20 protein-coding genes are annotated in these 21,333 nt (G+C 66.9%); 9 read left to right on the forward strand and 11 right to left on the reverse strand.

All coding sequences use genetic code 11. The features are described 5' to 3' along the window. Positions 1-126: 126 nt before the first annotated feature. The 4 genes from AC07M7_RS18155 to AC07M7_RS18170 all read right to left on the reverse strand — a co-directional run bounded on the left by AC07M7_RS18155 (position 127) and on the right by AC07M7_RS18170 (position 3,720). Positions 127-765: a deoxynucleotide monophosphate kinase family protein gene (locus tag AC07M7_RS18155; RefSeq protein ID WP_495207986.1), complete on the reverse strand. Its 639-nt coding sequence runs from the start codon at positions 763-765 to the stop codon at positions 127-129. A 42-nt stretch (positions 766-807) separates the two neighbouring features. After that, positions 808-1,035 (reverse strand): hypothetical protein, encoded by a 228-nt coding sequence (locus tag AC07M7_RS18160; RefSeq protein WP_046982771.1) that lies wholly within the window; start codon positions 1,033-1,035, stop codon positions 808-810. A 73-nt stretch (positions 1,036-1,108) separates the two neighbouring features. Beyond that, entirely contained in the window at positions 1,109-1,384 is a 276-nt protein-coding gene (locus tag AC07M7_RS18165; RefSeq protein ID WP_253078969.1) for a hypothetical protein, read from the reverse strand. Continuing rightward, positions 1,384-3,720 carry a VapE domain-containing protein gene (locus AC07M7_RS18170; protein ID WP_495207987.1) on the reverse strand — a complete coding sequence of 779 codons (2,337 nt, stop codon included), beginning with the start codon at positions 3,718-3,720 and terminating at the stop codon, positions 1,384-1,386. The genes AC07M7_RS18165 and AC07M7_RS18170 overlap by 1 nt, the downstream gene beginning before the upstream one ends. A gap of 490 nt (positions 3,721-4,210) precedes the next feature. On the opposite strand from AC07M7_RS18170, the gene AC07M7_RS18175 reads away from it, so the two are divergent. The 5 genes from AC07M7_RS18175 to AC07M7_RS18195 all read left to right on the forward strand — a co-directional run bounded on the left by AC07M7_RS18175 (position 4,211) and on the right by AC07M7_RS18195 (position 9,079). Next, positions 4,211-4,435: a hypothetical protein gene (locus AC07M7_RS18175; protein ID WP_495207988.1), complete on the forward strand. Its 225-nt coding sequence runs from the start codon at positions 4,211-4,213 to the stop codon at positions 4,433-4,435. Positions 4,436-4,446: 11 nt separating this feature from the next. Then, positions 4,447-4,701, forward strand: a complete 255-nt coding sequence (locus tag AC07M7_RS18180; RefSeq protein WP_046982767.1) for a hypothetical protein — start codon at positions 4,447-4,449, stop codon at positions 4,699-4,701. Positions 4,702-4,917: 216 nt separating this feature from the next. Next, the gene (locus AC07M7_RS18185) at positions 4,918-5,313 is read left to right on the forward strand and encodes a DUF2946 family protein (protein WP_046982766.1); all 396 of its coding nucleotides are present in this window, start codon (positions 4,918-4,920) and stop codon (positions 5,311-5,313) included. 119 nt (positions 5,314-5,432) lie between these two features. Continuing rightward, on the forward strand, positions 5,433-7,571 hold the full coding sequence (locus AC07M7_RS18190; protein ID WP_495207989.1) for a TonB-dependent receptor: 2,139 nt from the start codon (positions 5,433-5,435) through the stop codon (positions 7,569-7,571). An 11-nt stretch (positions 7,572-7,582) separates the two neighbouring features. Then, the gene (locus AC07M7_RS18195) at positions 7,583-9,079 is read left to right on the forward strand and encodes a PepSY domain-containing protein (protein ID WP_495207990.1); all 1,497 of its coding nucleotides are present in this window, start codon (positions 7,583-7,585) and stop codon (positions 9,077-9,079) included. A gap of 9 nt (positions 9,080-9,088) precedes the next feature. Here AC07M7_RS18195 and AC07M7_RS18200 read toward each other — a convergent pair whose 3' ends face one another. Then, entirely contained in the window at positions 9,089-10,222 is a 1,134-nt protein-coding gene (locus AC07M7_RS18200) for an MFS transporter (RefSeq protein WP_495207991.1), read from the reverse strand. 11 nt (positions 10,223-10,233) lie between these two features. Beyond that, positions 10,234-11,010 carry a DeoR/GlpR family DNA-binding transcription regulator gene (locus tag AC07M7_RS18205; RefSeq protein ID WP_428709570.1) on the reverse strand — a complete coding sequence of 259 codons (777 nt, stop codon included), beginning with the start codon at positions 11,008-11,010 and terminating at the stop codon, positions 10,234-10,236. Between the two features lie 160 nt (positions 11,011-11,170). Between AC07M7_RS18205 and smqnr the strand changes: the two genes are divergently transcribed. Next, positions 11,171-11,818, forward strand: a complete 648-nt coding sequence (gene smqnr, locus AC07M7_RS18210; RefSeq protein WP_136638911.1) for a SmQnr family pentapeptide repeat protein — start codon at positions 11,171-11,173, stop codon at positions 11,816-11,818. A gap of 3 nt (positions 11,819-11,821) precedes the next feature. Here smqnr and AC07M7_RS18215 read toward each other — a convergent pair whose 3' ends face one another. Next, positions 11,822-12,496 carry a class I SAM-dependent methyltransferase gene (locus AC07M7_RS18215; protein WP_495207992.1) on the reverse strand — a complete coding sequence of 225 codons (675 nt, stop codon included), beginning with the start codon at positions 12,494-12,496 and terminating at the stop codon, positions 11,822-11,824. A 98-nt stretch (positions 12,497-12,594) separates the two neighbouring features. After that, on the reverse strand, positions 12,595-13,974 hold the full coding sequence (locus AC07M7_RS18220) for an aminotransferase-like domain-containing protein (RefSeq protein WP_495207993.1): 1,380 nt from the start codon (positions 13,972-13,974) through the stop codon (positions 12,595-12,597). Between the two features lie 131 nt (positions 13,975-14,105). On the opposite strand from AC07M7_RS18220, the gene AC07M7_RS18225 reads away from it, so the two are divergent. From AC07M7_RS18225 to AC07M7_RS18235, 3 genes are all read left to right on the forward strand, one after another. Beyond that, complete coding sequence (locus AC07M7_RS18225) at positions 14,106-14,969, forward strand: EamA family transporter (protein WP_046982759.1); 864 nt, start codon at positions 14,106-14,108, stop codon at positions 14,967-14,969. 158 nt (positions 14,970-15,127) lie between these two features. Next, positions 15,128-16,009, forward strand: coding sequence for an SDR family NAD(P)-dependent oxidoreductase (locus AC07M7_RS18230; RefSeq protein ID WP_495207994.1), 882 nt, complete (start codon positions 15,128-15,130; stop codon positions 16,007-16,009). Positions 16,010-16,047: 38 nt separating this feature from the next. Beyond that, a complete protein-coding gene (locus AC07M7_RS18235) occupies positions 16,048-16,926 on the forward strand; it encodes a LysR family transcriptional regulator (RefSeq protein WP_495207995.1) in 879 nt (292 codons plus the stop codon). Positions 16,927-17,068: 142 nt separating this feature from the next. Here the strand turns inward: AC07M7_RS18235 and AC07M7_RS18240 are convergent, their stop codons facing one another. From AC07M7_RS18240 to AC07M7_RS18250, 3 genes are all read right to left on the reverse strand, one after another. Continuing rightward, a complete protein-coding gene (locus AC07M7_RS18240) occupies positions 17,069-19,159 on the reverse strand; it encodes a TonB-dependent siderophore receptor (protein ID WP_495207996.1) in 2,091 nt (696 codons plus the stop codon). A 98-nt stretch (positions 19,160-19,257) separates the two neighbouring features. Beyond that, positions 19,258-20,646 carry a sensor histidine kinase gene (locus AC07M7_RS18245; RefSeq protein WP_495207997.1) on the reverse strand — a complete coding sequence of 463 codons (1,389 nt, stop codon included), beginning with the start codon at positions 20,644-20,646 and terminating at the stop codon, positions 19,258-19,260. Then, the gene (locus tag AC07M7_RS18250; protein ID WP_046982754.1) at positions 20,624-21,307 is read right to left on the reverse strand and encodes a response regulator transcription factor; all 684 of its coding nucleotides are present in this window, start codon (positions 21,305-21,307) and stop codon (positions 20,624-20,626) included. Before AC07M7_RS18250 ends, AC07M7_RS18245 begins: the two co-directional genes overlap by 23 nt. Positions 21,308-21,333: the final 26 nt, after the last annotated feature.

A 21,333-nucleotide genomic window follows, 5' to 3' on the forward strand; every position in this document is an offset into this window, starting at 1 on the left:
GGCAGGTGCCGTCGGTGTTGGGGGACGACCTTACCGCATTTTCGCCGATGATGGGCCACAGGCCGGCATCAGGCCGGGATCAAGAGGCGCTGCGCGCTTCATCATGCAGGCATCTGCGCCATGCGTTCAGATCCACCCGCGGCGCATCAGCTGGTCCAGCGTATTGCGTACCAGGTCGGCTGGCGTACGGTCGTTGCATACCTCGATGTCGATCAGTTCGTCCGGCAGTGGTTGCTCACTGGCGTGCAGGTCGCTGCTGTGCTGGCCGGGGCGGACGACGCGGATCACGACGCCCCCGCGGCGACGAATGGCCTGGGCCTCGCTGGCGAAACGGACATCGGGAACCAGGCCACCTTCTGGCAGTCGCGAGAACAGCGAGCGCACCCACAGCTCCGGGTGGACGCGGTCGCGCCCGCATTCAGTGCCGGCACTCTGCATCATGTGGCGAGGCGTGAGGTCGGCCAGCCAGTCGATGGCATCCTCCTTGCGGCTGTCCAGTTCGCGCAGGGACATCCCGAGGATGGAGGCGACGAACTGCCGCAGCGGTGCGGCGAAGCTGTCGCATGGCAGGGCCAGCGCCGAAGCGAGGCCATTGGCAAGGGTGTCCTTGCCGGCACGCTTGCCGCCTGCAACACCGATATAGAGCGGTGGCCGCGCCAGTGATGCGCTGCGCAGCGGCACGCGGCCGAGTGCGGGGCCGGCGCGGAATGCGGCCAGTGTGGCGGCGATCATGCGGTGACCGTTGTCGAGCGAGGTGGGGATCATGCGGTATCTACTCCTGGGAGGATGCGACAGGCGCGGCGGCGATCAGGAATCGCGGCTGGCCACACTGCGGGCGCGAAGCATGCGCTGGGTGATGCGTCCGCCACGTGCGGCAGCGGCGATCGGATCGAAGCACAGCATGGCGGAGCGGGTGCGACGGCCAGCCGCCAGGTGGTCGCGGATGGTGCGCTCGGACAGGATGGGGACGCGTTGATGGATCTGCTGCACGGTCAGCTGTTCGCCTTCGAAGGCATGCAGGTGGGCGCGAGGCATGGCGTGTGCTCCTGGAAGGTGGCGTAGCCGGTGCATGCATCTTGCCCGCCGGGATAGCTTTAGTCAACACCTTTCATCTACTTGCATCCTTGTGTGCATTGTCCGGATGGGCGGAGGCCCATATCCGCAGTGCCAGCGCCGCAAGACGGTCGCGCTCGGCATGGCCACGGATTGCCTGCACACGTTCCAGATACTGCTGACGATGCCGGCGCGGGCTGACCATCCTCCAGCGGCCACAGGCATCAATGTAGCGGTAGCCCCCAAGCTGCAGCAGGCGGCGTGCTTCGCAGGCGAGTCGCCAGTCCGTGGTGTCGGTGCCGGCCTCGCGACCATCGTGGGTGCGTGGCATCAGAACGGGCCCGCCGCGTATTCGGCGAGGGTGAGCTTGCGTGCCGGCATCAGCCAGACCTTGGCGCGCTCCTTGCCCACCACTTTGGTATGCACGCCATGGCGCTTGACCACGTAGGCAGCAGCCTCGTTGACCTCGCGGCGATTCGGTTTGTCGATGCCCACCGCGAGGGCGATCTCGGTGGCGCGGTACTGCGCGCCCCAGTGCTCTGCAGGGAGGGACCAGTCGAAGTGACGGTCGATCAGCTCGGCGATCGGCGAGATCGGTTCGTGCTCGCTGTTGGTGGCATTGAGCGCATCCAGCTCCTCGCTGGACAGGTGCCAGGTCTCACCGTTGCAGTACAGCGCGTGGGCCTCGGCCCAGACCTGCTGCATGTCGATCCGCGCCGGTTCGCCCAGTGCCACGGCATGCACGGTCCACCAGCGGCTGTTGCCGGTGGCATCACGCAGGAAGCGCTCATCGTTGACACTGGCGAACAGGATGGTGCGCCGCGCATAGCGCGATTCCGTGCGCGCATAGGGACGGCGGAGCTCGTCGTGGCTGCGCGAGATGAACGACTTCAACGCCGCGATGTCGGTGCGGCGGAAGGTCGCGTCGACCTCACCCAGTTCGACGATCCACTTGGAGATGACCTGCTTGACGCTGTCCTTGTTGGCCGGATCAAGCACCACGCCGTCGGCGATCAGATGCAGCCCGGCGGGCGCCAGCTGCCGCGCCCAGCGCGTCTTGCCCAAGTTCTGTTTCGACACGAAAGTAAGCACCCCACGGGCCACCACGCCGTCCGGTTCGAACGCCGCGGCCACGCCGGAAATCAACCAGCGCCGCATCAACACCTCTTTCAGGATGCGGCCATCGGCCATGCGGGTGGGTTGGGCTTCCTGCACGGTATCGAAGAAGTCCTGCAGGCGCGACCGGCCATCCCATGGCTGCGAGGTGATCCAGCTGGCGACCGGGTTGTAGGGATTGGCCTCGGCCACCTGGCACAGGTTGGTCTCGAAACTGGCCGTGGCCATGCCGGCACGGTGCATGCAGTCCATCACTTCGCCGGCGGCGACCTCCTTGGCATTGTCCACCGTGGTCTGCAGACCCGGTACCAGGATCTCCAGGTCCTTGCGGATGACGTTGTAGCGCACGGTCACCCCGGTGCGCCGGCACAGTTCGGCCAGGTTGCGTGCCGTCGGCAGCGGACGGCCACGCGCGTTGCTGTCCGGGAACGGAGTAAAGGTGTCGAACGCGGACAGGTTGCCGGGCACCAGGTAGCGCGCGGCATGCGCTGGCTGCGGCTCATCCTCTGCCGGGCATGCCTCCGGTGCCGTCGGTGGCAGGGGCAGCAGCTGGGCGCGTAGTACCTCCAGGCCTTCGCGCAGATGCAGGTCGTTGAAATCGGTGGGGCGGTCATCATCGCCAAGCACAACGGCGAACTCCGGCCACACCACGCGTGCGTCGATCTCCGCCGCAGCATGGGAGGCCTGGGTGACGCCGGGGTTGTCCAGTGGCTGTCGGGTCCATTGGTCGTTGTCGGCGCAGAGTACGAAGCTGGCGTCGGCCACGGCGTTGCGCCAGGCGCGAGCCACCGATGCAAGGTTGCCTGCGTCCCAGGCGACCACTACGCACCAGCCGGTGGCCTGGTGGATCGATTCTGCGGTGGCATAGCCCTCGGCGATGGCGATGGGGTGGCCCGGCTGTGGCTTGCCGATGACGTGGAAGCAGCCTTGCTTGCGGCCGCCCGGCAGGAAGTCCTTGTCGCGTGCGAGTGCGGGGTCCACGCGAGGAAAGATCGCCTGCAGCGAGACGATCCGGCCCGCTGTGTTCATCACCGGCACCAGCAGCGCGTTGTCGATGTGACGGAACACCAGCCCGTCACTGTTGCGTACCGGCCATGCTGCCACGCGCAGGCCATGCGCCTGGATGCCCTTGCGCACGAGATAGGGATGGCTGCCATCGGCAGGCACGGCACGGTTCCACAGTACGTTGGCGGCCTTGGCTGCTGCATCCTCGCGCTCGCGCTGCTGCTGTTCGCGCTCGACGCGGGCCCGTTCCTGGCGCTGGCGGATCGCACGCTGTTCGGTTGCGCTCAGTGTGGTCGGTGATTTCGCGCACCAGGCATGGCGGGTTCCGGTACGCCAGCTGCCGAACTCACCTGCGGGGACGTTGTCACCGAACAGGACGGCCCAGCCGTTGCGGGTGCCGCGGCGATCGCCCTCCACATGGAAGCGCACCAGCGTGCCGTCGGCATTGAGTGCATCGCGTCCGCGCGCGTCCGGCACGATGCCGTGTGCATGCATGGCCTGCAGGAACGCGGGAACGACGTTCTGTGCTGGGTGCGGTGTGTGCATTCGGCGGGATCCCCTTGAAACATGGTTCGATTCACAGCGACCGGTGGCAGCAAGGGTGCTGTGTGTTGCCTGCCGTGCGCAGGCCATGCGGCGGCTGCCCGACGCGAGGTGGTCAGTAGGTGGTGGGAGGTGCTGAGGCGATCATGGTGTCGGATCACCCTGCCTTTTGCAATCCCTTTCAGTACCTTTCATCCCTGTTGCTTGCGTGGTGTGGAAGCTCGCTTGGGAGATGCGATGGCGGTCGCAGATCGCCTTCATCAGCGTGTTCCGTCGCAGTTGGCGAGAACCGGTTTCCCGATGATGGCGTCGCCGTGCCGCACGGCCGCTTTTCCTCTCTCAATCGCCCTGTCCGGGCGTCCATGCACAAGGAGCCTGCATGCCTGAAACCGACCTCGCCGAAGCACACCGATCCGATGAAACGCGCGCGTCGTGCATTGCCGCCGCAGCGTTCTCATTCGGTGCGACCACCCCTCGATAAAATACGACTGGCATGACGGACACCATCGACGAATCGCAGGAACTGGAAGCGCGCCACCTGCAACGCGCATTGGCCCAGCACGCAACGCGGGCCAGCAGCGTTGCCCCTCTCACGCCCATTGGGGAATGCCACAACCCGGACTGCAGCGAAGACTTCGACAACGATCCGGCCAGGCTGTTCTGTGGGCCTGCCTGTGCCGAGCGTTTCGAAGCCATCCATCAACACCGCAACGCATAGGAACAGGGGACATGTCTCTGAACAGCAACGACGCTGGCTTCACCGAACGCATCGCCGGATTGTCGGCCGAGCTCGCCATGCTGGTGAGCCTGGTTGAGAACCACATCCATCTGCAGCTGGCCGATCTGGCGGATGCGGGGGACGTGGATGCACAGGAGCGATTCGCGATGGCCGACCCGGAGCGCTGGTTGGAGAACGCCCGCAACAGCCTGCAGGCGGGTGTCATGTTCCTGGAGCGCGCAGTGCAGCAGCCGGTGCGGTTCTAGCGTTGCCGATCGGGGGCGGAAGGGGCCGGCCAGGCTGGGCGCCCTTCCGTCCCCTCCGGGGTGATCAGTGCGCCTCGCGAGCGAGGCTGCGTCATAACGTCGCACCACCTGCGGAGCAACCCTGAACGTGGTCCAAGGTTGGCTGCAGCCCCGTAGAATGGCGGCGTGCGACGTTCTGCTTTCCACCGCCGGTTCCAGGCCCTGGCATGGCTTGCCATGCTGCTGGTGCTGCTCGCCCCGCTGGTGAGCCGCTGGCTGGCGAGTGGTCACGTTGCGGCCACCGCACCGGTGGCAGCCATGAATCACGCGATGCACGCAGAGCATGCGCAGCAGGCGATGGAAGGGCACCACGACCATCACGCGACGGCAATGCAGCACGGTGAGGCCGCGCCAAAGGCACGTGTCGATCCACATGCTGATCACGAGATGGGCGTGGACTGCGATTACTGCCTGATCGCCGGCCGGCTGATCACCCTGCTGGTGGCAGCGCTGTTGCTGTTGGCGCCGATGGCACCGGTGTGCCGCGCGCTGCGTGGTGCGGTGCGGACGTTGCCGCAGCGGATTGCAGGAACGTTGGGTGCACGGGGACCGCCGGTGGCTGCGGCTGTCTGAGCCGAACACGCGGTCATTCATTCGATTCGATTGAAGTCGCCGGGCATGGCCCGGCGCTACCGCGTGCACATTTCTTTCTGCTGCCCGGCCGACCGGGCGGCCCTGCATGCCGTGAACAAATGAAAACGAGCCCCAACTCCGTGCGCCTGCGCAGGGCGGCGTTGCCTGTCCTGTGCGCGTTGCTGCTGCACACCGCTCCCCTGCTTGCCGCCGACACGGCTCCCCCCACCACGTTGGATACGGTGCGCGTGGTCGACACCCGCAGCGGTGAACTGTCTTCTGCCGCCAGCGCCGGCTCTGCGCTGGGCCTGAGCGTGCTGCAGACGCCGGCCAGCCTGACCATCGTTTCGCGCGATCAACTGGAGCAACGTGGTGACAGCAACCTCAGCGAGGCGATCAGCCGCGCCGGCGCGATCAGTGCCATGCCGCACCCCGGCAACGGCCTGAGTGCACTGTCCAGCCGTGGCTTCACCGACGGCGCCTCGGTGATGCGGTTGTATGACGGGCTACGCCAGTACGGCGGCGTGGGCATCACCTTCCCGTTCGACACCTGGTCGATCGAGCGCATCGAAGTGCTGCGTGGACCGGCTTCGGTGATCCATGGCGATGGGGCGATTGGCGGCGTGATCAACATCGTGCCGAAGAAGCCTTCGCGCGGTGCCATCGAGAACGAGATCAGCGTGACCATGGGCAGCGAAGACACCGCGCGCCTGGGCTTCGGCAGCGGTGGCGCGCTGACCCCGGAGCTGGCCTACCGGCTGGATGTGAGCGGGAACTACGGCGGTGGCTGGGTCGACCGCGGCCGCAACAGCGATGCCACTTTCTCCGGTGCATTGCTGTGGCAGGCGAGCCAGGACCTGCAGCTGACCCTTACCCACGCGCAGGGTTACCAGAAACCGATGCGCTACTTCGGCACGCCGCTGGTCGAGGGGCGACAGCTGGAGGCGCTGCGCCACCGCAACTACAACGTGGAAGACAGCGACATCCGCTACCGCGATCGCTGGACCCAGCTCGATGCGCTGTGGACGCCGAACGCGAATGTGGAATGGCGCACGCGCCTCTACCAGATCGACAGCCAGCGCGATTGGCGCAATGCCGAGGCCTATGTCTACAACCGCGCCACTGGCTTGATCGATCGATCGGGCAATACCGAGATCACTCACAACCAGGACCAGACCGGGCTGACCTCCACGCTGCGCGTGCAGGGAACGGCGGGTGGCCTGCAGAACAGCTTCGCGGTGGGCCTGGACACCAACCGCGCGCACTTCAAGCACACCAACAACACCTATGCCGGCAGCTCGGGCCCGGTCGATCCGTTCGATCCGGTGCCGGGCCAGTTCGCCAGCGATGCGCCGAACCTGCCGCGCTACCGCAACAGTGCCGAGCAGTTCGCGCTGTTCGTGGAAGACCGGTTGGCGCTGAGCGAGCGCTGGTCGGTGCTGGGTGGGCTGCGCCACGACCGTGCACGTATCGATCGTACTGATCTGATCAGCGGCCAGAACGCGTTTTCGAAGACCTACAGCAGCACCGGCTGGCGTGCAGGTACGGTATTCGCGCTTCGGCCGACGCTGAGCCTGTATGCGCAGTACTCGCAGGCGGCGGATCCGGTCAGCGGCCTGCTGATGATCAGCCCGGCCAACGGAGCATTCGACCTGGCCAAGGGGCGGCAGATCGAGGTCGGCCTGAAGCAGGCCTTCGAGGGCGGGGAGTGGACGCTGGCCGCGTATCGCATCCGCAAGACTGGCCTGCTCAGCCGCGACCCGCTGGTGCCGGATCGCCGGGTGCAGGTGGGAGCACAGACTTCCCGGGGCATCGAGGCGTCGTTGAACTGGAACTTCGCGCCGAAGTGGTCGCTCGATGCCAATGCCACCGTGCTGAAGGCCGAGTTCGAGGATTTCCTGGAAACCACCGGCTCGCCGGCGGTACTGGTGTCGCGTGATGGCAACGTGCCGCCGAACGTGGCCGAGCGGCTGGCGAACGCATGGCTGAGCTGGCAGTTCCTGCCGGACTGGAGCGCAGGCGCTGGCGTGCGCTATGTCGGCAAGCGCTACGCCGACAATGCCAACACGCTGGAGTTGCCCGGCTACAGCACCACCGATCTGGCGCTGACCTGGCAGGCAGCACCGCGCACGCGCCTGACCGCTCGCATGTTCAACGTGTTCGACAAGGCGTACTACGCAACCGCGTACTACACCAGCACGCAGTGGCTGCTGGGCGCGGATCGCCGCGTCGAGTTCACCGTCGATCATCGCTTCTGAGGACGCGCACCATGTCGCTGCGATCGAAGGCCAAGCGCTGGACCTATCTGGTGCATCGCTGGCTCGGCATCGGCGGATGCCTGCTGATGCTGCTGTGGTTTGTCAGCGGCATGGTGATGCTGTTCATCGGCTACCCGAAGCTGACGCCGGGGGAGCGCTTGGCAGCCTTGCCCGTGCTGGGGGACGCCCGCGACCTGCAGGGGCTGTCGGTACTGCCTGCCGCGGTGCAGGCCGAGCCGGAGGCCGTGGCCCTGACCACGTTGCGAGGCGCGCCTGCATATGTGGTGCGCACGGGAAGCAACGTTGGGGCGTGGTCAGCCGTCACTGGCCAGGCCCTGCTGCCGGTGTCGGCACAGCGTGCCGAAGCATCAGCTGCACAGTTCGCCGGCGGCCAGGCGTTCGTGGGCGCGATGCGGGTGGACGAGGACCGCTGGACGCATTCGCGTGCACTGGACGTACATCGGCCGCTGTACCGGGTGGAAGTGGGAGGTACACAGCCGGGAGACCTGTACGTGTCCTCGCACACTGGCGAAGTGGTACTGGATGCACCACGGGTGCAGCAGCGCTGGAACTACGTGGGCGCGTGGCTGCACTGGTTGTACTTCCTGCGCATGCAGTCGGTGGACCCGGTGTGGACGTGGGTGGTGATCGTGTTGTCCGCGCTGTGCACGGTGGCGGCGGTCAGCGGCATCGTGGTCGGGCTGTGGCGTTGGCGTTTCCGTGGTCACTACCGTTCCGGCGCGAAGACACCGTACGTCGAGCCTTGGATGCGCTGGCACCACCTGATCGGATTGGTGGTATCCGCCTTCGTGTTCACCTGGATCTTCAGCGGGCTGATGTCGATGAACCCGTTGGGGGTTTTCAGCAGCACACGCGAGGCGATCGACAGCGGCCGCTATCGCGGTGCGGCGGCGGTGGATGGCGCATTGGGTGCCCCGGCGGCGCTGCTGGCGACGGTCGATGCTACGCGGTTCAAGCCGGTGGAGGTCCAGTGGCGGCGCATCGGAGGTGAACTGTTTGCGGTGCTGCTGGATGGACAAGGCGATACCCGCATCGTGTCCCAGGTTGAAGGCCAGCTGCAGGTTGCGCGCCAGCTGCCAGCGGCATGGCTGCTGCAGAAGGTGCGAGCCATGTCCGATGCACCGGTGCAGGGATTCGTGATCCGGCAGGCGCCGGATGCGTACTTCTATCCGCGTGCACCGGAGGCCATGAATGGTGCGGCGGTGCGCCGCTTCCCGGTAGCAGTGGTGGACTTCGGCGATGCCGAGGCGACGCGCGTCTATCTCGATCTGGCCACCGGTGACCCGTTGCTGACGATGGGGCATCGCGAACGGGTGGGGCGCTGGCTGTTCTACTTCCTGCACAGCTGGGACCTGCCTGCGTTGCTGCGTCAGGGCACCGCCCGCCTGGCTGTGTTGCTGCTGCTGAGCCTGGCGGGTACTGCGCTGTGCGCGACGGCCACGGTGATCGGCTGTCGCCGTCTGCGAATGAAGCTGCGGTGGCGCTGATGCTGCCAGTCAGACCCGCAGCCAGCGGGTCGACACCGCGACCATCAACAGTGCCACGGCGACGCCGATGAAGGCGGCGATCAGGCCGAAGTGGTTGGCAGCAAAGCCGATCAGTGCCGGGCCAGCAAGGATGCCGGCAAAACCCAGCGTGGACACGGCAGTAATCGCCAGCGCACCCGGCATGCGGGTCTGGTGCCCAGCCAGCGAGAACAGGGCCGGGGCGATGTTGGCGCAGCCGAGGCCGACCAGCACATAGCCCACCAACGACGCCTGCCACGGCGTGACCAGGGTCAACACCAGCACGCCCGCGGCGGCGAGCAGGGCGCCAAACACGATCGCGCGCTCACGGCCCACACGCGCTACCAGCGCATCGCCGAACAGGCGTGCGACGGTCATGGTCAGAGTGAAGGTCACATAGCCGATACCGGCAATGCTGGCATCGACGCGGCGCACATCGCTGAGGAAGACCGCACTCCAGTCCAGCATGGCGCCTTCGCCAAGGAAGGCGACGAAGGCGAGTACGCCGATGAACAGCACGATGCCGTGCGGAATGGCGAGCATCGGTGCGTCGTGCGGCATGCGCTCGCTGTGCCAGTACGCCGCCGACAGCAGCATCACCAGCAGCATGGCGCCGACACCGATCAGCACCGATGCCAGTGGCGGCAACTGTGCGGAGAGCAGCACGGTCATCGTTGCCGCGCCGAGGAAGCCGCCGATGCTGAAGAACGCGTGGAAGCCGGACATCATCACCCGCCGCGCTTCGCGCTCGACGATGACGGCCTGCACGTTCATCGTGCAGTCCATCGCGCCGACAGCTGCGCCGAACACGAACAGCACCATTCCCAGCGCCCAGGCCGAACCGGCGAGTGCCAGGCCGGGTACCGTCAGGCAGATCAGCAGGCTGCTGGCCACCATCACCCGGCGGCAGCCCAGGCGTGCGGCCAGCACGCCGGACAACGGCATGGCCAGCAGCGAACCGGCACCGAGGCAGAGCAGCACCAGGCCCAGCGTAGCGTCGTTGATTTCGGTGCGCGCCTTGGCGAACGGCACCAGTGTTGCCCACAATGCGGTGGCGAAACCGGGAATGAAGAATGCAGCGCGGGTCGCGTGCTGTTCGGCACGCGCGCGGTTGGCGAGGGACATGAGCGGTACGGTCAGGGCGGGGTGGGGTGTACCGCGATACCGGCGGCGCGGAAGCGCGCGGCCAGTGCGGGCGGTGCCGAGGTGGTCAACACCAGATCGTCGATCTCGTCGAGGCTGGCGATCTGCCAGTTGCCCCGGGCACCGAGTTTTTCGGTGGTGGCGGCGACGATGACGCGGCTGCTGCAGGCCACCATCGCGCGCTTCAGTGTGGCTTCTTCCGCATCCATCGCCCACACGCCGGTGTCGCCATCCACCGCGCATGGGCCGGGCAGGTAAACGTCGGCGCGCAGGCGCTGCACCTGGGCCAGTGCTTCGGCACCGACCGCGCCGCCGCCGCGGGCGAGGCGGCCGCCGATCAGCTGTACCGAGGCGCCCTCGTGCAGGCTGGCGGCGGTGGCGATCTGCGGGGCGTTGGTGATCACCGTCAGACCGAGGGCGGCTGGCAGCTGCTGGGCGATGGCCAGATTGGTCGAGCCTGCATCGAGCAGCACTACCTGGCCGGGCTGCAGCAGGGCACAGACGCGGGCGGCCAGTTCGGCCTTGTCGCCACGGTCGCGGGTCAGGCGCTCGCGCAGCGGGCGCTCCTTGGGCGGCGGCAGCACGGCGCCACCGTAGACGCGTTGGCACAGCCCCTGGGCAGCCAGCTCGCGCAGGTCGCGGCGGATCGAATCCTCGGAAACCGCATAACGGCGCGCCAGTTCAGCGGCCACCACACGGCCCTGTTGGTGCAGTTCGTCGAGGATCAGCTGGGTCCGCTGGGCGGGAAGGGGGCTGGGATCGGAACTCATGCTGGGAGTGTGCATGTTCGTGCATTAACGTGCAACAACGTGTGATCCGGGATAGGTGGACGCACGCCGGCTGGACTGCCGGTGAACCCGCCCACGTCCGGGTCTATGGATCACCTTCGTGGCCCGGCATCATGACGGGGCCACCGGCATGGAATCCCCGATGTCCCCCACCGTTCACCGCAAGCTGCGCATCGGCGCGGACCAGTACACCGGCCAGAAAGTGGTCGACCAGCAGTTCCACGAATGCGACTTTTCCGGCGCGGACCTCACCGCCACCGAATTCATCAACTGCAGTTTCTACGATGCCGACAGCCGCGCCGGCTGCCGCTTCAATGGTGCCACGCTGAAGGAAGCCAGTTTCCGCAGCTGTGACATCAGCATGTGCCATTTCAGTTTCATCAAGGCGTTGGGGCTGGAGATCAGCGAGTGCCGCGCACAGGGTGCGGATTTCAGCAACGCCAGCTTCATGAACCAGATAACCACGCGCAGCTGGTTCTGCAGCGCCTTCATCAAGAAGTCGAACCTGCGCTACGCCAATTTCTCGCGGGTGACTCTGGAGAAGTGCGAACTGTGGGAGAACCGCTGGGACGGCGCCAACGTGAACGGTGCCAGCTTCGCAGGATCGGACCTGTCCGGCGGCCAGTTCGAGGGTATCGACTGGAACAGTGCCAACTTCACCGACTGCGACCTGACCAACTCCGAGCTGGGCGAGCTGGACCTGCGCAGCACCAACCTGCGTGGCGCCACGCTGGACGTGCAGCAGGTGGCGCTGTTGATGCAGCGCATCGGTATCACCGTGGTGCCGTAGGCTTCATCCGGCGTACGCCACCCAGCCCTTGAAGCTGAAGCCGGCATAGAACAGCTCCACGTCGTCGAAGCCGGCCTCCTGCAGCAGCGCGACTTCCTGCTCGGGCGCCAGCAGCGGCAGCCGCTCGGCAATCGCTTCGATCGCGCGCTGCGCATCGGCGTGGGCAACCCCCGAGGCTTCCGCGAACGCCGCGTAGCGCTGCAACCAGCGCAGCTTGCCGACCGGATCCTGCGGCACGCTGTGGTGGGCGACAACCAGAGGGGCACCCTGGCGAAGTCGCTTGTGTAGCTCGCGCAACGTATGCAGGCGTTGCGTGGCGTCTGGGAAGTGCAGGGTCAGCAGGCAGCTGGCACCATCGAAGCGCACGTCCGGGGCATCGTCGATGTAGCCTTCCAGCAGCTCAACGCGTGCGTTCAACGGGCCCAGTGTCTGCTCGGCCAGGGCCAGCATCGGCGCAGCCGGGTCCACGCCCAGCAACTGCCAGCCCGGCTGCGCCACGGCAAAGGCCTTCAGCTCCAGCCCCCCACCCGCACCCAGCACCAGCACGCGGCCCTCCGTCGGGACGCGTTCGGCCAGCAGCAGGCGGCTCATCTGCTGCAACGCGAGGAAGCCCGGCACCTGGCGCTGCGGCGCTTCGGCATAGCGGGCCACCGCCTGCGGGTCGGAGAACGTGGACATGCGCGGATTCCTGCGGAGGGGACATACCACTGTAGCGCGCCGTGCAAGTGCCTTTGCGGCTGGACGCTCCCGCCTGCGCTGGCCGGTTCGCAACCAGCTCAGCGCAGTTCCCGCGTCAGCACCTGCCAGATCCGCGGGTCCTGGCACTGCGAGACGTTGAAACGTACATAGTCGGCCGCGCGCTGCGACTGGCTGAAGGCATTGCCCGGGGCCAGCACGATGCCTGCGCGCAGGCATCGCCGGGCCAGTGCGGCGGCATCGCGACCGTCTGGCAGCTGGCACCACAGGAACAGGCCGGCTTCCGGCTGCAGCCACGGCGTGATGCCCAGAGTCTGCAGTTTCCGCTGCGTTTGCCGGCGCGCATCGGCCAGCCGCGAACGCACCGACTGCATGTGGCGGCGGTAGCCGCTGTCGGTCAGCGCGATGTGCATCAATTGTGCCGCGAGGTGTCCACCGCCGAAACTGGTGGCCAGCTTCAGGTCGGTCAGCGCTTCGATCCAGTCATGGCGTGCGGCGATGTAGCCGCATCGCGACGATGCCGACAGTGTTTTGGAGAAGCTGCCGACGTGGATCACCCGTGACAGCCCATCGAGTGCGGCCAGCCGTGGCGCGGGGCTCAGCTCGAAGTCGGCGAAGATGTCGTCTTCGACGATGATCAGCTCGCTGCGTTCGGCCAGGCCAAGCAGACGATGGGCGGTGCTGGCCGACAATACGGCGCCGGTTGGGTTGTGCAGCCCCGAGTTGGTGATGTACAGCCGCGGCGAATGCGCCTGCAATGCGTGTGCGAATGCTTCAAGGTCCGGGCCGGTGGCAGTGTAGGGCACGCCGATCGCCTGCACCTGGTGTGCCTTCAGCAACGCGTGGTAGTTGAAGTAGCTGGGGTCATCGACCAGCACGCAGTCGCCGGGTTTGAGCAGGAAACGGCAGATCAGCTCGACCGCATGGGTGCCCGATTCGGTCAACAGGATCTGTTCCATGGACGCATCGATGCCCACGGCGGCCGAACGCCGCTGCAGCAGCTGGCGCAGCGCGGGCAGGCCGAGCGGGCCGGCGTAGTCGACCAGCTGTGACGCATCGGCGCGTGCCAGCCGGCGCAGGCCACGACGCATGCCGTCGTGGTACAGCCAATCGCTGGGCATCCAGCCACAGCCCGGTTTGAGATGGCCGGCCGGTGTTTCCAGCGATTGCCGCGACACCCACAGCGGGTCCACCGCGCGATCCAGCCGGGGCTCCATTTCGGCAAGGGCGAGTGGTGCAGCAGGCCCGCTGACGTAGAAGCCCGAGCCCGCGCGCGCGCTGATCACACCCTCGGCGGCCAGGCGCTCATAGGCCTCGACCACGGTGGAGACGGAAACCCCCATGGCGCTGGCCTGTGCACGGACCGAGGGCAGGCGCGAGCCGGGGCCATCGATGCGCGCGCTGATGCGGGTGCGCACCGCCTGGATGACGGATTCGATGCGGGTGAGGGGGCGTGGCATGGCGGACTGTAGTGGAAGTGTGGGCAGTACAGTTACTTGCGACTGTACTGGATTGTAGCTGGGGCCGCGCCGTCTCGGGTGCTTCCATGGAGATCCCGCCGGGTGCTGCCCGGCACGACAGGAGTACAGGCGTGGAACGGTCGGCGAGTGGTTGGATCAATGGCTTCATCGGCGTGGTGATTTTCGCGGGCTCGTTGCCGGCTACCCGCCTGGCAGTGCTGCAGCTGGACGCCGGATTCGTCACCGCTGCGCGTGCCACCATCGCCGCCGTGCTTGGCGTCAGCCTGTTGTTGCTGCTGCGCCAGCCGCGTCCGCAGCGCACCGATCTGGCGGGCCTGGCCGTGGTCAGTTTCGGCGTGGTGGTCGGCTTTCCACTGCTGACCGCACTGGCCCTTCGCCACGCTTCATCGGCACACACCATCGTGTTCCTCGGTCTGCTGCCGCTGAGTACTGCTGTGTTCGGTGTACTGCGCGGTGGCGATCGGCCGCGTCCCGCATTCTGGTTGTTCTCGCTGCTGGGCAGTGCCTGCGTGGTCGGCTATGCGGTACGCAACGGCATCGAGGCCTCGCTTCAGGCTGACCTGCTGATGCTGGCGGCAATCGTGGTGTGTGGGCTCGGCTATGCCGAAGGTGGTCGGCTTGCCCGTCACCTTGGGGGTTGGCAGGTGATCAGTTGGGCGCTGCTGCTGGCACTGCCGGTGATGCTGCCGTTGGCGGTGCTGATGCGCCCGGCCTCGTTCGCGGCAGTCGGTGCTTCGGCGTGGTGGGCACTGGGCTACGTGGCGGTGTTCAGCATGCTGATCGGTTTCCTGTTCTGGTATCGCGGGCTGGCCCAGGGCGGGATTGCCGCGGTTGGCCAACTGCAGCTGCTGCAACCGTTCTTCGGGCTGGCTCTGGCTGCGCTGCTGCTGCACGAATCGGTCAGCCTCAGCATGGTGCTGGTGACCGTGGTCGCGGTGATCTGCGTGGCAGGCGCGCGCCGCTTCAGCCGCTGAGCGAAAAAGGGGGCGGAGGGGATTAAGCCGTAACTTGCCACACTGTGCCTGAAACGCCTTAATCCTCTCCGTCCCCTTTTCGACGATAGCGTGCGCGTATCGTGGAGGGCGGCGAACGGTATTGGCTGCGGCCCGCGTGTTTGGTTGAAGCTGTGCGGATGAAGCCGATTTCGCGTATTTCCTTCGAAGGCCAGGTGGGCCTGGTGACCGGCGCCGCCGGTGGACTGGGCCTGGCCTACAGTCGCCTGCTGGCCGAGCGTGGCGCGCATGTGGTGATGCATGACGTCGGTACCGGCACCGAAGGCCGTGGTACCGATCCGCTGCGCATCCAGCACAGTGCCGAAGCGTTGCAGGCGCGGGGGCTATCGGTGCAGGCCGTCAGTGATCCCATCGACCATCGCGCGGGTTGCCACGGGCTGGTGCAGGATCTGCTGCAGCAGCACGGCCGTATCGATTTCCTGATCCACAACGCCGGCTGGGTCGAGTACCAGACGCTGGAAGCGATCGAGGACGAGGCGCTGGAGCAGATGCTGTGCCTGGCCGCGAAGACGCCGCTGTGGCTGGCGCAGACGGCGTGGCCGGCGATGCGCGCGGCGGGCGGTGGGCGCATCGTCATCACCACGTCCGATCGCGCGCTGTATCCGCAGTACGCACAGCGCGGGCTGTCCGCTTACGCGATGGGCAAGCTGGCCGCGCTTGGCCTGGTCAATGTGCTGGCACTGGAAGGCGCCGAGCACGGCATCGTGGCCAACGCCGTTTCGCCGGTGGCGAAGACCCGCATGTGGGGCGTCGACGGCGAGCCCGACGAGCTGCATCCGGATGCGGTCGCACAGGGCGTGGCCTATCTGGCGTCCACGCGCTGCCAGGACGGCGGATGGGTGCTGCGCGCAAGCAATGGCCAGTTCCACGCACTGCGCCTGCAGGAGGCCGAGCATGTGGCGTATCCGCGGGATCTGCGCGCGGTCAGTGCCGACAGCATCGAGTCGGTGGCCCTGCAGTGGCCGGCCATCGCCCGCGCCAGCGTCGACGTGCGCGGCTGAAGGCGTACCCTAGGCGGGTTCCCACTGCCTGCATCGAGATGATCGACCTGCGCCTGCTTCGCCAGTTCGTGGCCGTGGCCGAAGAGCTGCACTTCCACCGCGCCGCGGCCCGCCTGCACATGTCGCAGCCACCGCTGACGGCGGCGATCCGGCGGCTGGAAGACGAACTGGGCAGTGAACTGATCGTGCGCGGCAATCGTACCCTGGGCCTGACCGCGGCCGGGCAGACCTTGCTGGTTGAGGCGCGGGCAACGCTGCAGCAGGCCGAGCAGGCATTGCAGCGCACGCGCGAAGCCGCCGCCGGGCAGTCTGGCAGCCTGCGCGTGGGCCATGTGGGTAGTGCGCTGTATGGCCGCCTGCCAGGCCTGATCCGCCGCTTCCGCCAGCAGTACCCGCAGGTGCAGCTGCATCTGCAGGAAGCGACCTCGCGCCAGCAGCAGCTGTGGCTGCGTGAGCAGCGCATCGATGTCGGCGTGCTGATTCCACCGATTCCCGCGGCCGAGCTGGTACTTCACGACTTCGACCACGACCGCCTCGCGATTGCGCTGCCGCGTGCACATGCGCTGGCCGACGCACCAGAGGTCAGTGTGGCGATGCTCGCCGATGAGCTGTTCGTTTCATGGCCGGCGGGCGAGGGCATCGGCTTTCATGCGCAGGTGCTGGGCCTGTGCACCGCGGCAGGATTCACCCCGCGCGTGGTGCAGGAAGCGCATGGCATGCACGCGGTGCTGTCGCTGGTGGCGGTGGACGCCGGCGTGGCGATCGTGCCGGCCAGCATGGCCAGTTTCCGTTCGCAGGAAATCGTCTATCGGCTGTTGGCCGATGAAGCAGCGCGCTTCGCGCTGCAGTTCTGCACGCGGCCGGAAGCACCGTCGCCGGTGCTGCGCAATTTCCTGGATGCCGCGGCCGCGCGCTGATCCGGTGGATCAGCTGGTCCTGAGCGCTGCGGAGCAGATGCGCAACGGCTGCAGGCGTGCGCCAGGCCAACGTGCCGGGACCTGACCGCCGCCTGCGCTGTGCTGTTGCACCTGCTGCTGCGGCGGCCCGCGCTGGTCGCCATCAGAACCGATAGCTGATGGTGCCGCTCACCACGCGCGGGTAGCCGGCGAAGCAGTCGCCAAAGGTGCGGCACGGCGCGTAGTAGCGCTTGCCGGTGAGGTTGGTGATGTTCAACGCCATCGTCCAGTCGGTCACCTGCACTTCCATCAATGCATCGGCCAGCGTGTAGCTCGGAGTGATGATGCGCCCGCCATTGCCCAGCGACACCGTATTGCCCACATGGCGCACGCCCAGTCCCAGCCGGAGGCGTGCGGCATCATCCAGCTGGAAACCCTTCGACACCCAGGCCGAGGCCAGGTCCTGCGGGGTGTCGTTGAGGCGCTGGCCCACTTCCAATGCGAAGTTGCTGCGGCTGACCTCAGCCTCGTTGCGCGCAACGGCGGCGGTAACCGTCAGGTCGTTGGAAAACTGGAACTGGCCTTCCAGCTCCACGCCCTTGGAGCGGATCTGGCCGGTCTGCACCACATTCAACACATTGTCCGGATCGTTGGTCTGGCGATTGGTTTCGGTGATGCGGTACGCCGCCAGCGTCAGCAGCAGGTTGCGCGCGGGTTGCCACTTGATGCCGGCCTCGGACTGGCGGCCGCGCATCGGCTTGAAGGCGCTGCCGAACAGATCCTGCCCCGACACCGGCAGGAACGATTCGCTGTAGCTCAGGTAGGGCGAAACGCCCGCACCCAGTTCGCCGATCAGCCCGGCGCGATAGGTGGTGGCGTTGTCGGTCTGGCTGGACTGGCCTTCCGTCTTCGAGCGCGCATGGTCGCGGCGCGCGCCCAGCACCAGCGAGACACGGTCGGCCCAACGGATCTGGTCCTGCACATAGACACCCAGCTGGGTGGAGGTCTGGTCCGGCTGACGATCCCAGCCACGCACGATCGGTGCGACCGATACCGGGGTGTAGATGTCGATCGGTGTGCCGGTGGCGTCCAGCCGCTGCAGCTGCTCCTTGTACTGGCTGTAGTCCACGCCGGCCAGCAGCAGGTGCTGGAAGGCACCGGTGGCGAAGTCGAACTGCAGTGCATTGTCGGCGCTGAAGATCTGCACGTCGGGGCGGGTGCCGTAGGCGGTGCGGTTGACCACGCGCCGCTCGGCGTCGATGAAGGGGTTGGTCGGATTGCTGTAGCTGTCCACGTACATCTGCTGCAGGGTGGTCCTGCCATCGATGTAACGCACTGCCGAGCGCAGGCTGAGCATGTCGTTGAAGCTGTGGTCGAACAGCGCGGTCAGGCTGTACACACGCGAGTCGATGCGGTCGAAGCCGGGATCGCCGATGAAGGTGGACGGGTCGAGGCGGCGTCCGGGCGGGGCCAGCAGGGTCGCGGCCAGCGGCAGGAACTGCTGGCTGGAGCCGGTCTTGTCATGCTGGTAGCTGGCCAGCAGGGTCAAGGTGCTGCGTTCGCCGCGCCAGCTGATCGACGGTGCCAGGTAGACGCGGTCATCCTTCAATACATCGGTCTGCATGTTCGATTCGCGCACCAGCCCGACGAAGCGGCCGGCAAGCGTGCCGGCATCGTTCAATGCGCCGCTGATGTCACCCTGCAGCTGCCTGCGGTCGAAACTGCCGAGCTGCACGCCGACCTCGCCGTTGAGGGCGCCGAAGGTCGGGCGCTTGCTCATCGCATTGATGATGCCGCCTGTGGCGCCGGCACCGTACAGCACCGAGGACGGGCCGCGCAGCACTTCCACCCGTTCCAGGCCGTAGATCTCCGGGCGGGCGAGGGGACTGAAACCGTAGCTGCGGCGCAGGCCATCCTGGTACTGCACCGGGTCCAGCCCGCGCACCGAGGTGGCATCGTTGCGGGTATCCAGGCCCCAGGCATCGGCGGTGACGCCGGCGCTGTAGCGCAGCACTTCCTGCAGGTTGTGTGCGCCGCGATCGGTGAACAGCTGCTGGGTGACCACGCTGATCGCCTGCGGCGTCTCGGTCAGGGCGGTGTCGGTCTTGGTCGCAGTGCTGGCCCGCTCGGCCACCACCGTTACCTTGTCCAGGGTGCGCGCCTTCGGGTTGTCCTGGGCCTGGGCGAGGGCCGAGGCCAGCAGGGTGGGCAGGGCGAGCGTGTACAGCAGCGGACGCGACGGCAGGGCGGGCATCGGGAATGATCCGGGAAGGGCGGTGACGGCGGATTATCCGGCTGCTCGTCCTCAATTACAAATGATTCCCAAATGCAATTGCCGGTGACGAGCCCGCTTCAGGGCAGGCCGTCTGCGGCGCCGCGGATGCTCATCCAGGCGCCGCCGTCGGGGGCGCTGCCGGCGCGGACACGGAAGCCGTGCAGACCGGCAATGGCGGCCACGATCGACAGCCCCAGGCCAAAGCCGGGCCCTTGCCCGGCACTGCTGCTGCTGCCGCGGAAGAAGCGCTGGTAGATCAAGGTGCGGTCCTGCGGCGGGATGCCCGGCCCGTTGTCGATCACATCGATCCGGGGCGCGCCGTGGTCCTCCACCGCGCGCAGCAGGATGCGCCCGTGCGCAGGCGTGAACTGCAGGGCGTTGGACAGCAGGTTGGCGACCGCTTCGAACAGCAGTTCGCGATCACCGCGCAGCATGCCGATCTGCGGCGCCACCTGCAGCTGCAGATCCTGTTGCTTCTCTTCGGCCAACGGCAGGTAGAACTGGTGCAGCTCCTGCAGCAGGTCGGCGATGTCGACCTCGTCGAAGGCCGAACGGCGCTGGTGGCTTTCCAGCTCGGACACGCGCAGCAGGGCGGCGAAGCGCGCCATCAGCATGTCGGTCTCCGCCAGCGCCTTGTCCAGCGGGTCCGCATGCGGGTCGTGTTCGTCCAGGCCCACGCGCATGCGGTAGAGGTGTGCACGCAGGCGCGTGAGCGGTGTACGCAGGTCATGCGCGATGCTGTCGCACACGCCTTTGACCTCGGTCATCAGCTGTTCGATGCGTTCCAGCATCGCGTTGACGATGCTCGACAGCCGGTCGATTTCATCGCGGCGGTTGGACACCGGCAGGCGCTGGCCGAGGTCGCCGGCAATGATGCGGTTGGTGGCCGCTTCGATCTGTTGGATCCGCTTCAATGGGCGCCGGCGCAGCAGATGCCAGCCCACAAGCCCGGGGATGACAGTCAGTGACACGCCCCACAGCAGTGCATCGAGGATGATGCTGTTGACCGCCATCAGCTTGCCGTTCTGGCGCACGAACACCAGTGTCCGGCCATCCCGGGTCACCACGCCGAGCGCGCTGCCACCGCTCTCGTGGCGGCCATCGACCAGCGTCCAACCCGCTACCTGATGCGAGTTGCCATCCAGCGGCAGTCCTTCGGGGATGGCCGTCAGCGGGCCCGCCATCGCCACGCCGGCCTTGTCGAACAGCCCGTACGTATACACCTGGTGCAGGTCGAAGCGCTGGCTGTCGCGCAGCGCGTCATCCAGCGCCGGCCCGTCGAAGCTCATGAACAGATGGGCGCGCTGCTGCAGGCCCGATTCGGTCAGGTCGTTCAGGTAGTCCGAGATGCGCCAGTACATCACCCCCAGCAGCAGGCTGGACCAGGCCACGAACAGGATGCAGTACAGGCCCAGCAGACGGCTGCTGGATGAGCGCCAATGGTCAGGATTGCGCGTCGAAGACATAGCCGGTTCCACGTACGGTCAGGATCGGCTGCGGCCGGCCGGGTTGTTCGATGCGTTTGCGCACGCGGCCGATATGCACGTCGATCAGGTTGGTGCCCGGATCGAAGTGGTAGCCCCAGACTTCCTGGAACAACATGGTGCGGGTGACCACCTGGCCGGCGTTGCGCACCAGGAATTCGAGCAGCTTGAACTCGGTCGGCAGCAGCGCGATTTCATGCCCGCCGCGTCGCGCCGAACGGGTCATCAGGTCCAGTTCCAGGTCACCGGCGCGCAGTACGTTGTCGATGGCGCCAGTCGGGCCCTGGCGCCGGATCAGCACTTCCACGCGTGCAGCCATCTCATCGGAGGCGAAGGGCTTGGTCAGGTAGTCGTCGCCACCGGCGCGCAGGCCACGCACGCGTTCATCCACGTCCGACAGCGCGCTGATCATCAGCACCGGCGTGGTGATGCCTTCGCGGCGCAGCGTGGTGACCAGGGCCAGCCCGTCGATGCCGGGCAGCATGCGGTCCAGGGTGATCACCGCGTAGTCGCCTGCACGTGCCAGCGCCAGGCCACGGCCGCCGTCGCTGGCCAGGTCCACGTCGAAGCCGTGGCTGCGCAGTTCAGTGGCGATTTCCTCTGCGGTGACAAGATCGTCCTCGATGGTGAGTACGCGCGGCATGGGCCAGTATGCAGAGTGGGACAGGG

Source organism: Stenotrophomonas sp. GW821-FHT09E08 (assembly GCF_059416125.1).

Excerpts from the sequence above, each read along its gene's own strand:
- AC07M7_RS18185 (WP_046982766.1), top strand. The coding sequence starts at position 4,918 with ATGCTGCTGGTGCTGCTCGCCCCGCTGGTGAGCCGCTGGCTGGCGAGT.
- AC07M7_RS18155 (WP_495207986.1), bottom strand. The coding sequence starts at position 765 with ATGATCCCCACCTCGCTCGACAACGGTCACCGCATGATCGCCGCCACA.
- AC07M7_RS18250 (WP_046982754.1), bottom strand. The coding sequence starts at position 21,307 with ATGCCGCGCGTACTCACCATCGAGGACGATCTTGTCACCGCAGAGGAA.
- AC07M7_RS18165 (WP_253078969.1), bottom strand. The coding sequence starts at position 1,384 with ATGCCACGCACCCACGATGGTCGCGAGGCCGGCACCGACACCACGGAC.
- AC07M7_RS18240 (WP_495207996.1), bottom strand. The coding sequence starts at position 19,159 with ATGCCCGCCCTGCCGTCGCGTCCGCTGCTGTACACGCTCGCCCTGCCC.
- AC07M7_RS18235 (WP_495207995.1), top strand. The coding sequence starts at position 16,048 with ATGATCGACCTGCGCCTGCTTCGCCAGTTCGTGGCCGTGGCCGAAGAG.
- AC07M7_RS18205 (WP_428709570.1), bottom strand. The coding sequence starts at position 11,010 with ATGAGTTCCGATCCCAGCCCCCTTCCCGCCCAGCGGACCCAGCTGATC.
- AC07M7_RS18215 (WP_495207992.1), bottom strand. The coding sequence starts at position 12,496 with ATGTCCACGTTCTCCGACCCGCAGGCGGTGGCCCGCTATGCCGAAGCG.
- AC07M7_RS18230 (WP_495207994.1), top strand. The coding sequence starts at position 15,128 with ATGAAGCCGATTTCGCGTATTTCCTTCGAAGGCCAGGTGGGCCTGGTG.
- AC07M7_RS18175 (WP_495207988.1), top strand. The coding sequence starts at position 4,211 with ATGACGGACACCATCGACGAATCGCAGGAACTGGAAGCGCGCCACCTG.
- smqnr (WP_136638911.1), top strand. The coding sequence starts at position 11,171 with ATGTCCCCCACCGTTCACCGCAAGCTGCGCATCGGCGCGGACCAGTAC.
- AC07M7_RS18160 (WP_046982771.1), bottom strand. The coding sequence starts at position 1,035 with ATGCCTCGCGCCCACCTGCATGCCTTCGAAGGCGAACAGCTGACCGTG.
- AC07M7_RS18220 (WP_495207993.1), bottom strand. The coding sequence starts at position 13,974 with ATGCCACGCCCCCTCACCCGCATCGAATCCGTCATCCAGGCGGTGCGC.
- AC07M7_RS18245 (WP_495207997.1), bottom strand. The coding sequence starts at position 20,646 with ATGTCTTCGACGCGCAATCCTGACCATTGGCGCTCATCCAGCAGCCGT.
- AC07M7_RS18195 (WP_495207990.1), top strand. The coding sequence starts at position 7,583 with ATGTCGCTGCGATCGAAGGCCAAGCGCTGGACCTATCTGGTGCATCGC.
- AC07M7_RS18180 (WP_046982767.1), top strand. The coding sequence starts at position 4,447 with ATGTCTCTGAACAGCAACGACGCTGGCTTCACCGAACGCATCGCCGGA.
- AC07M7_RS18200 (WP_495207991.1), bottom strand. The coding sequence starts at position 10,222 with ATGTCCCTCGCCAACCGCGCGCGTGCCGAACAGCACGCGACCCGCGCT.
- AC07M7_RS18170 (WP_495207987.1), bottom strand. The coding sequence starts at position 3,720 with ATGCACACACCGCACCCAGCACAGAACGTCGTTCCCGCGTTCCTGCAG.
- AC07M7_RS18190 (WP_495207989.1), top strand. The coding sequence starts at position 5,433 with ATGAAAACGAGCCCCAACTCCGTGCGCCTGCGCAGGGCGGCGTTGCCT.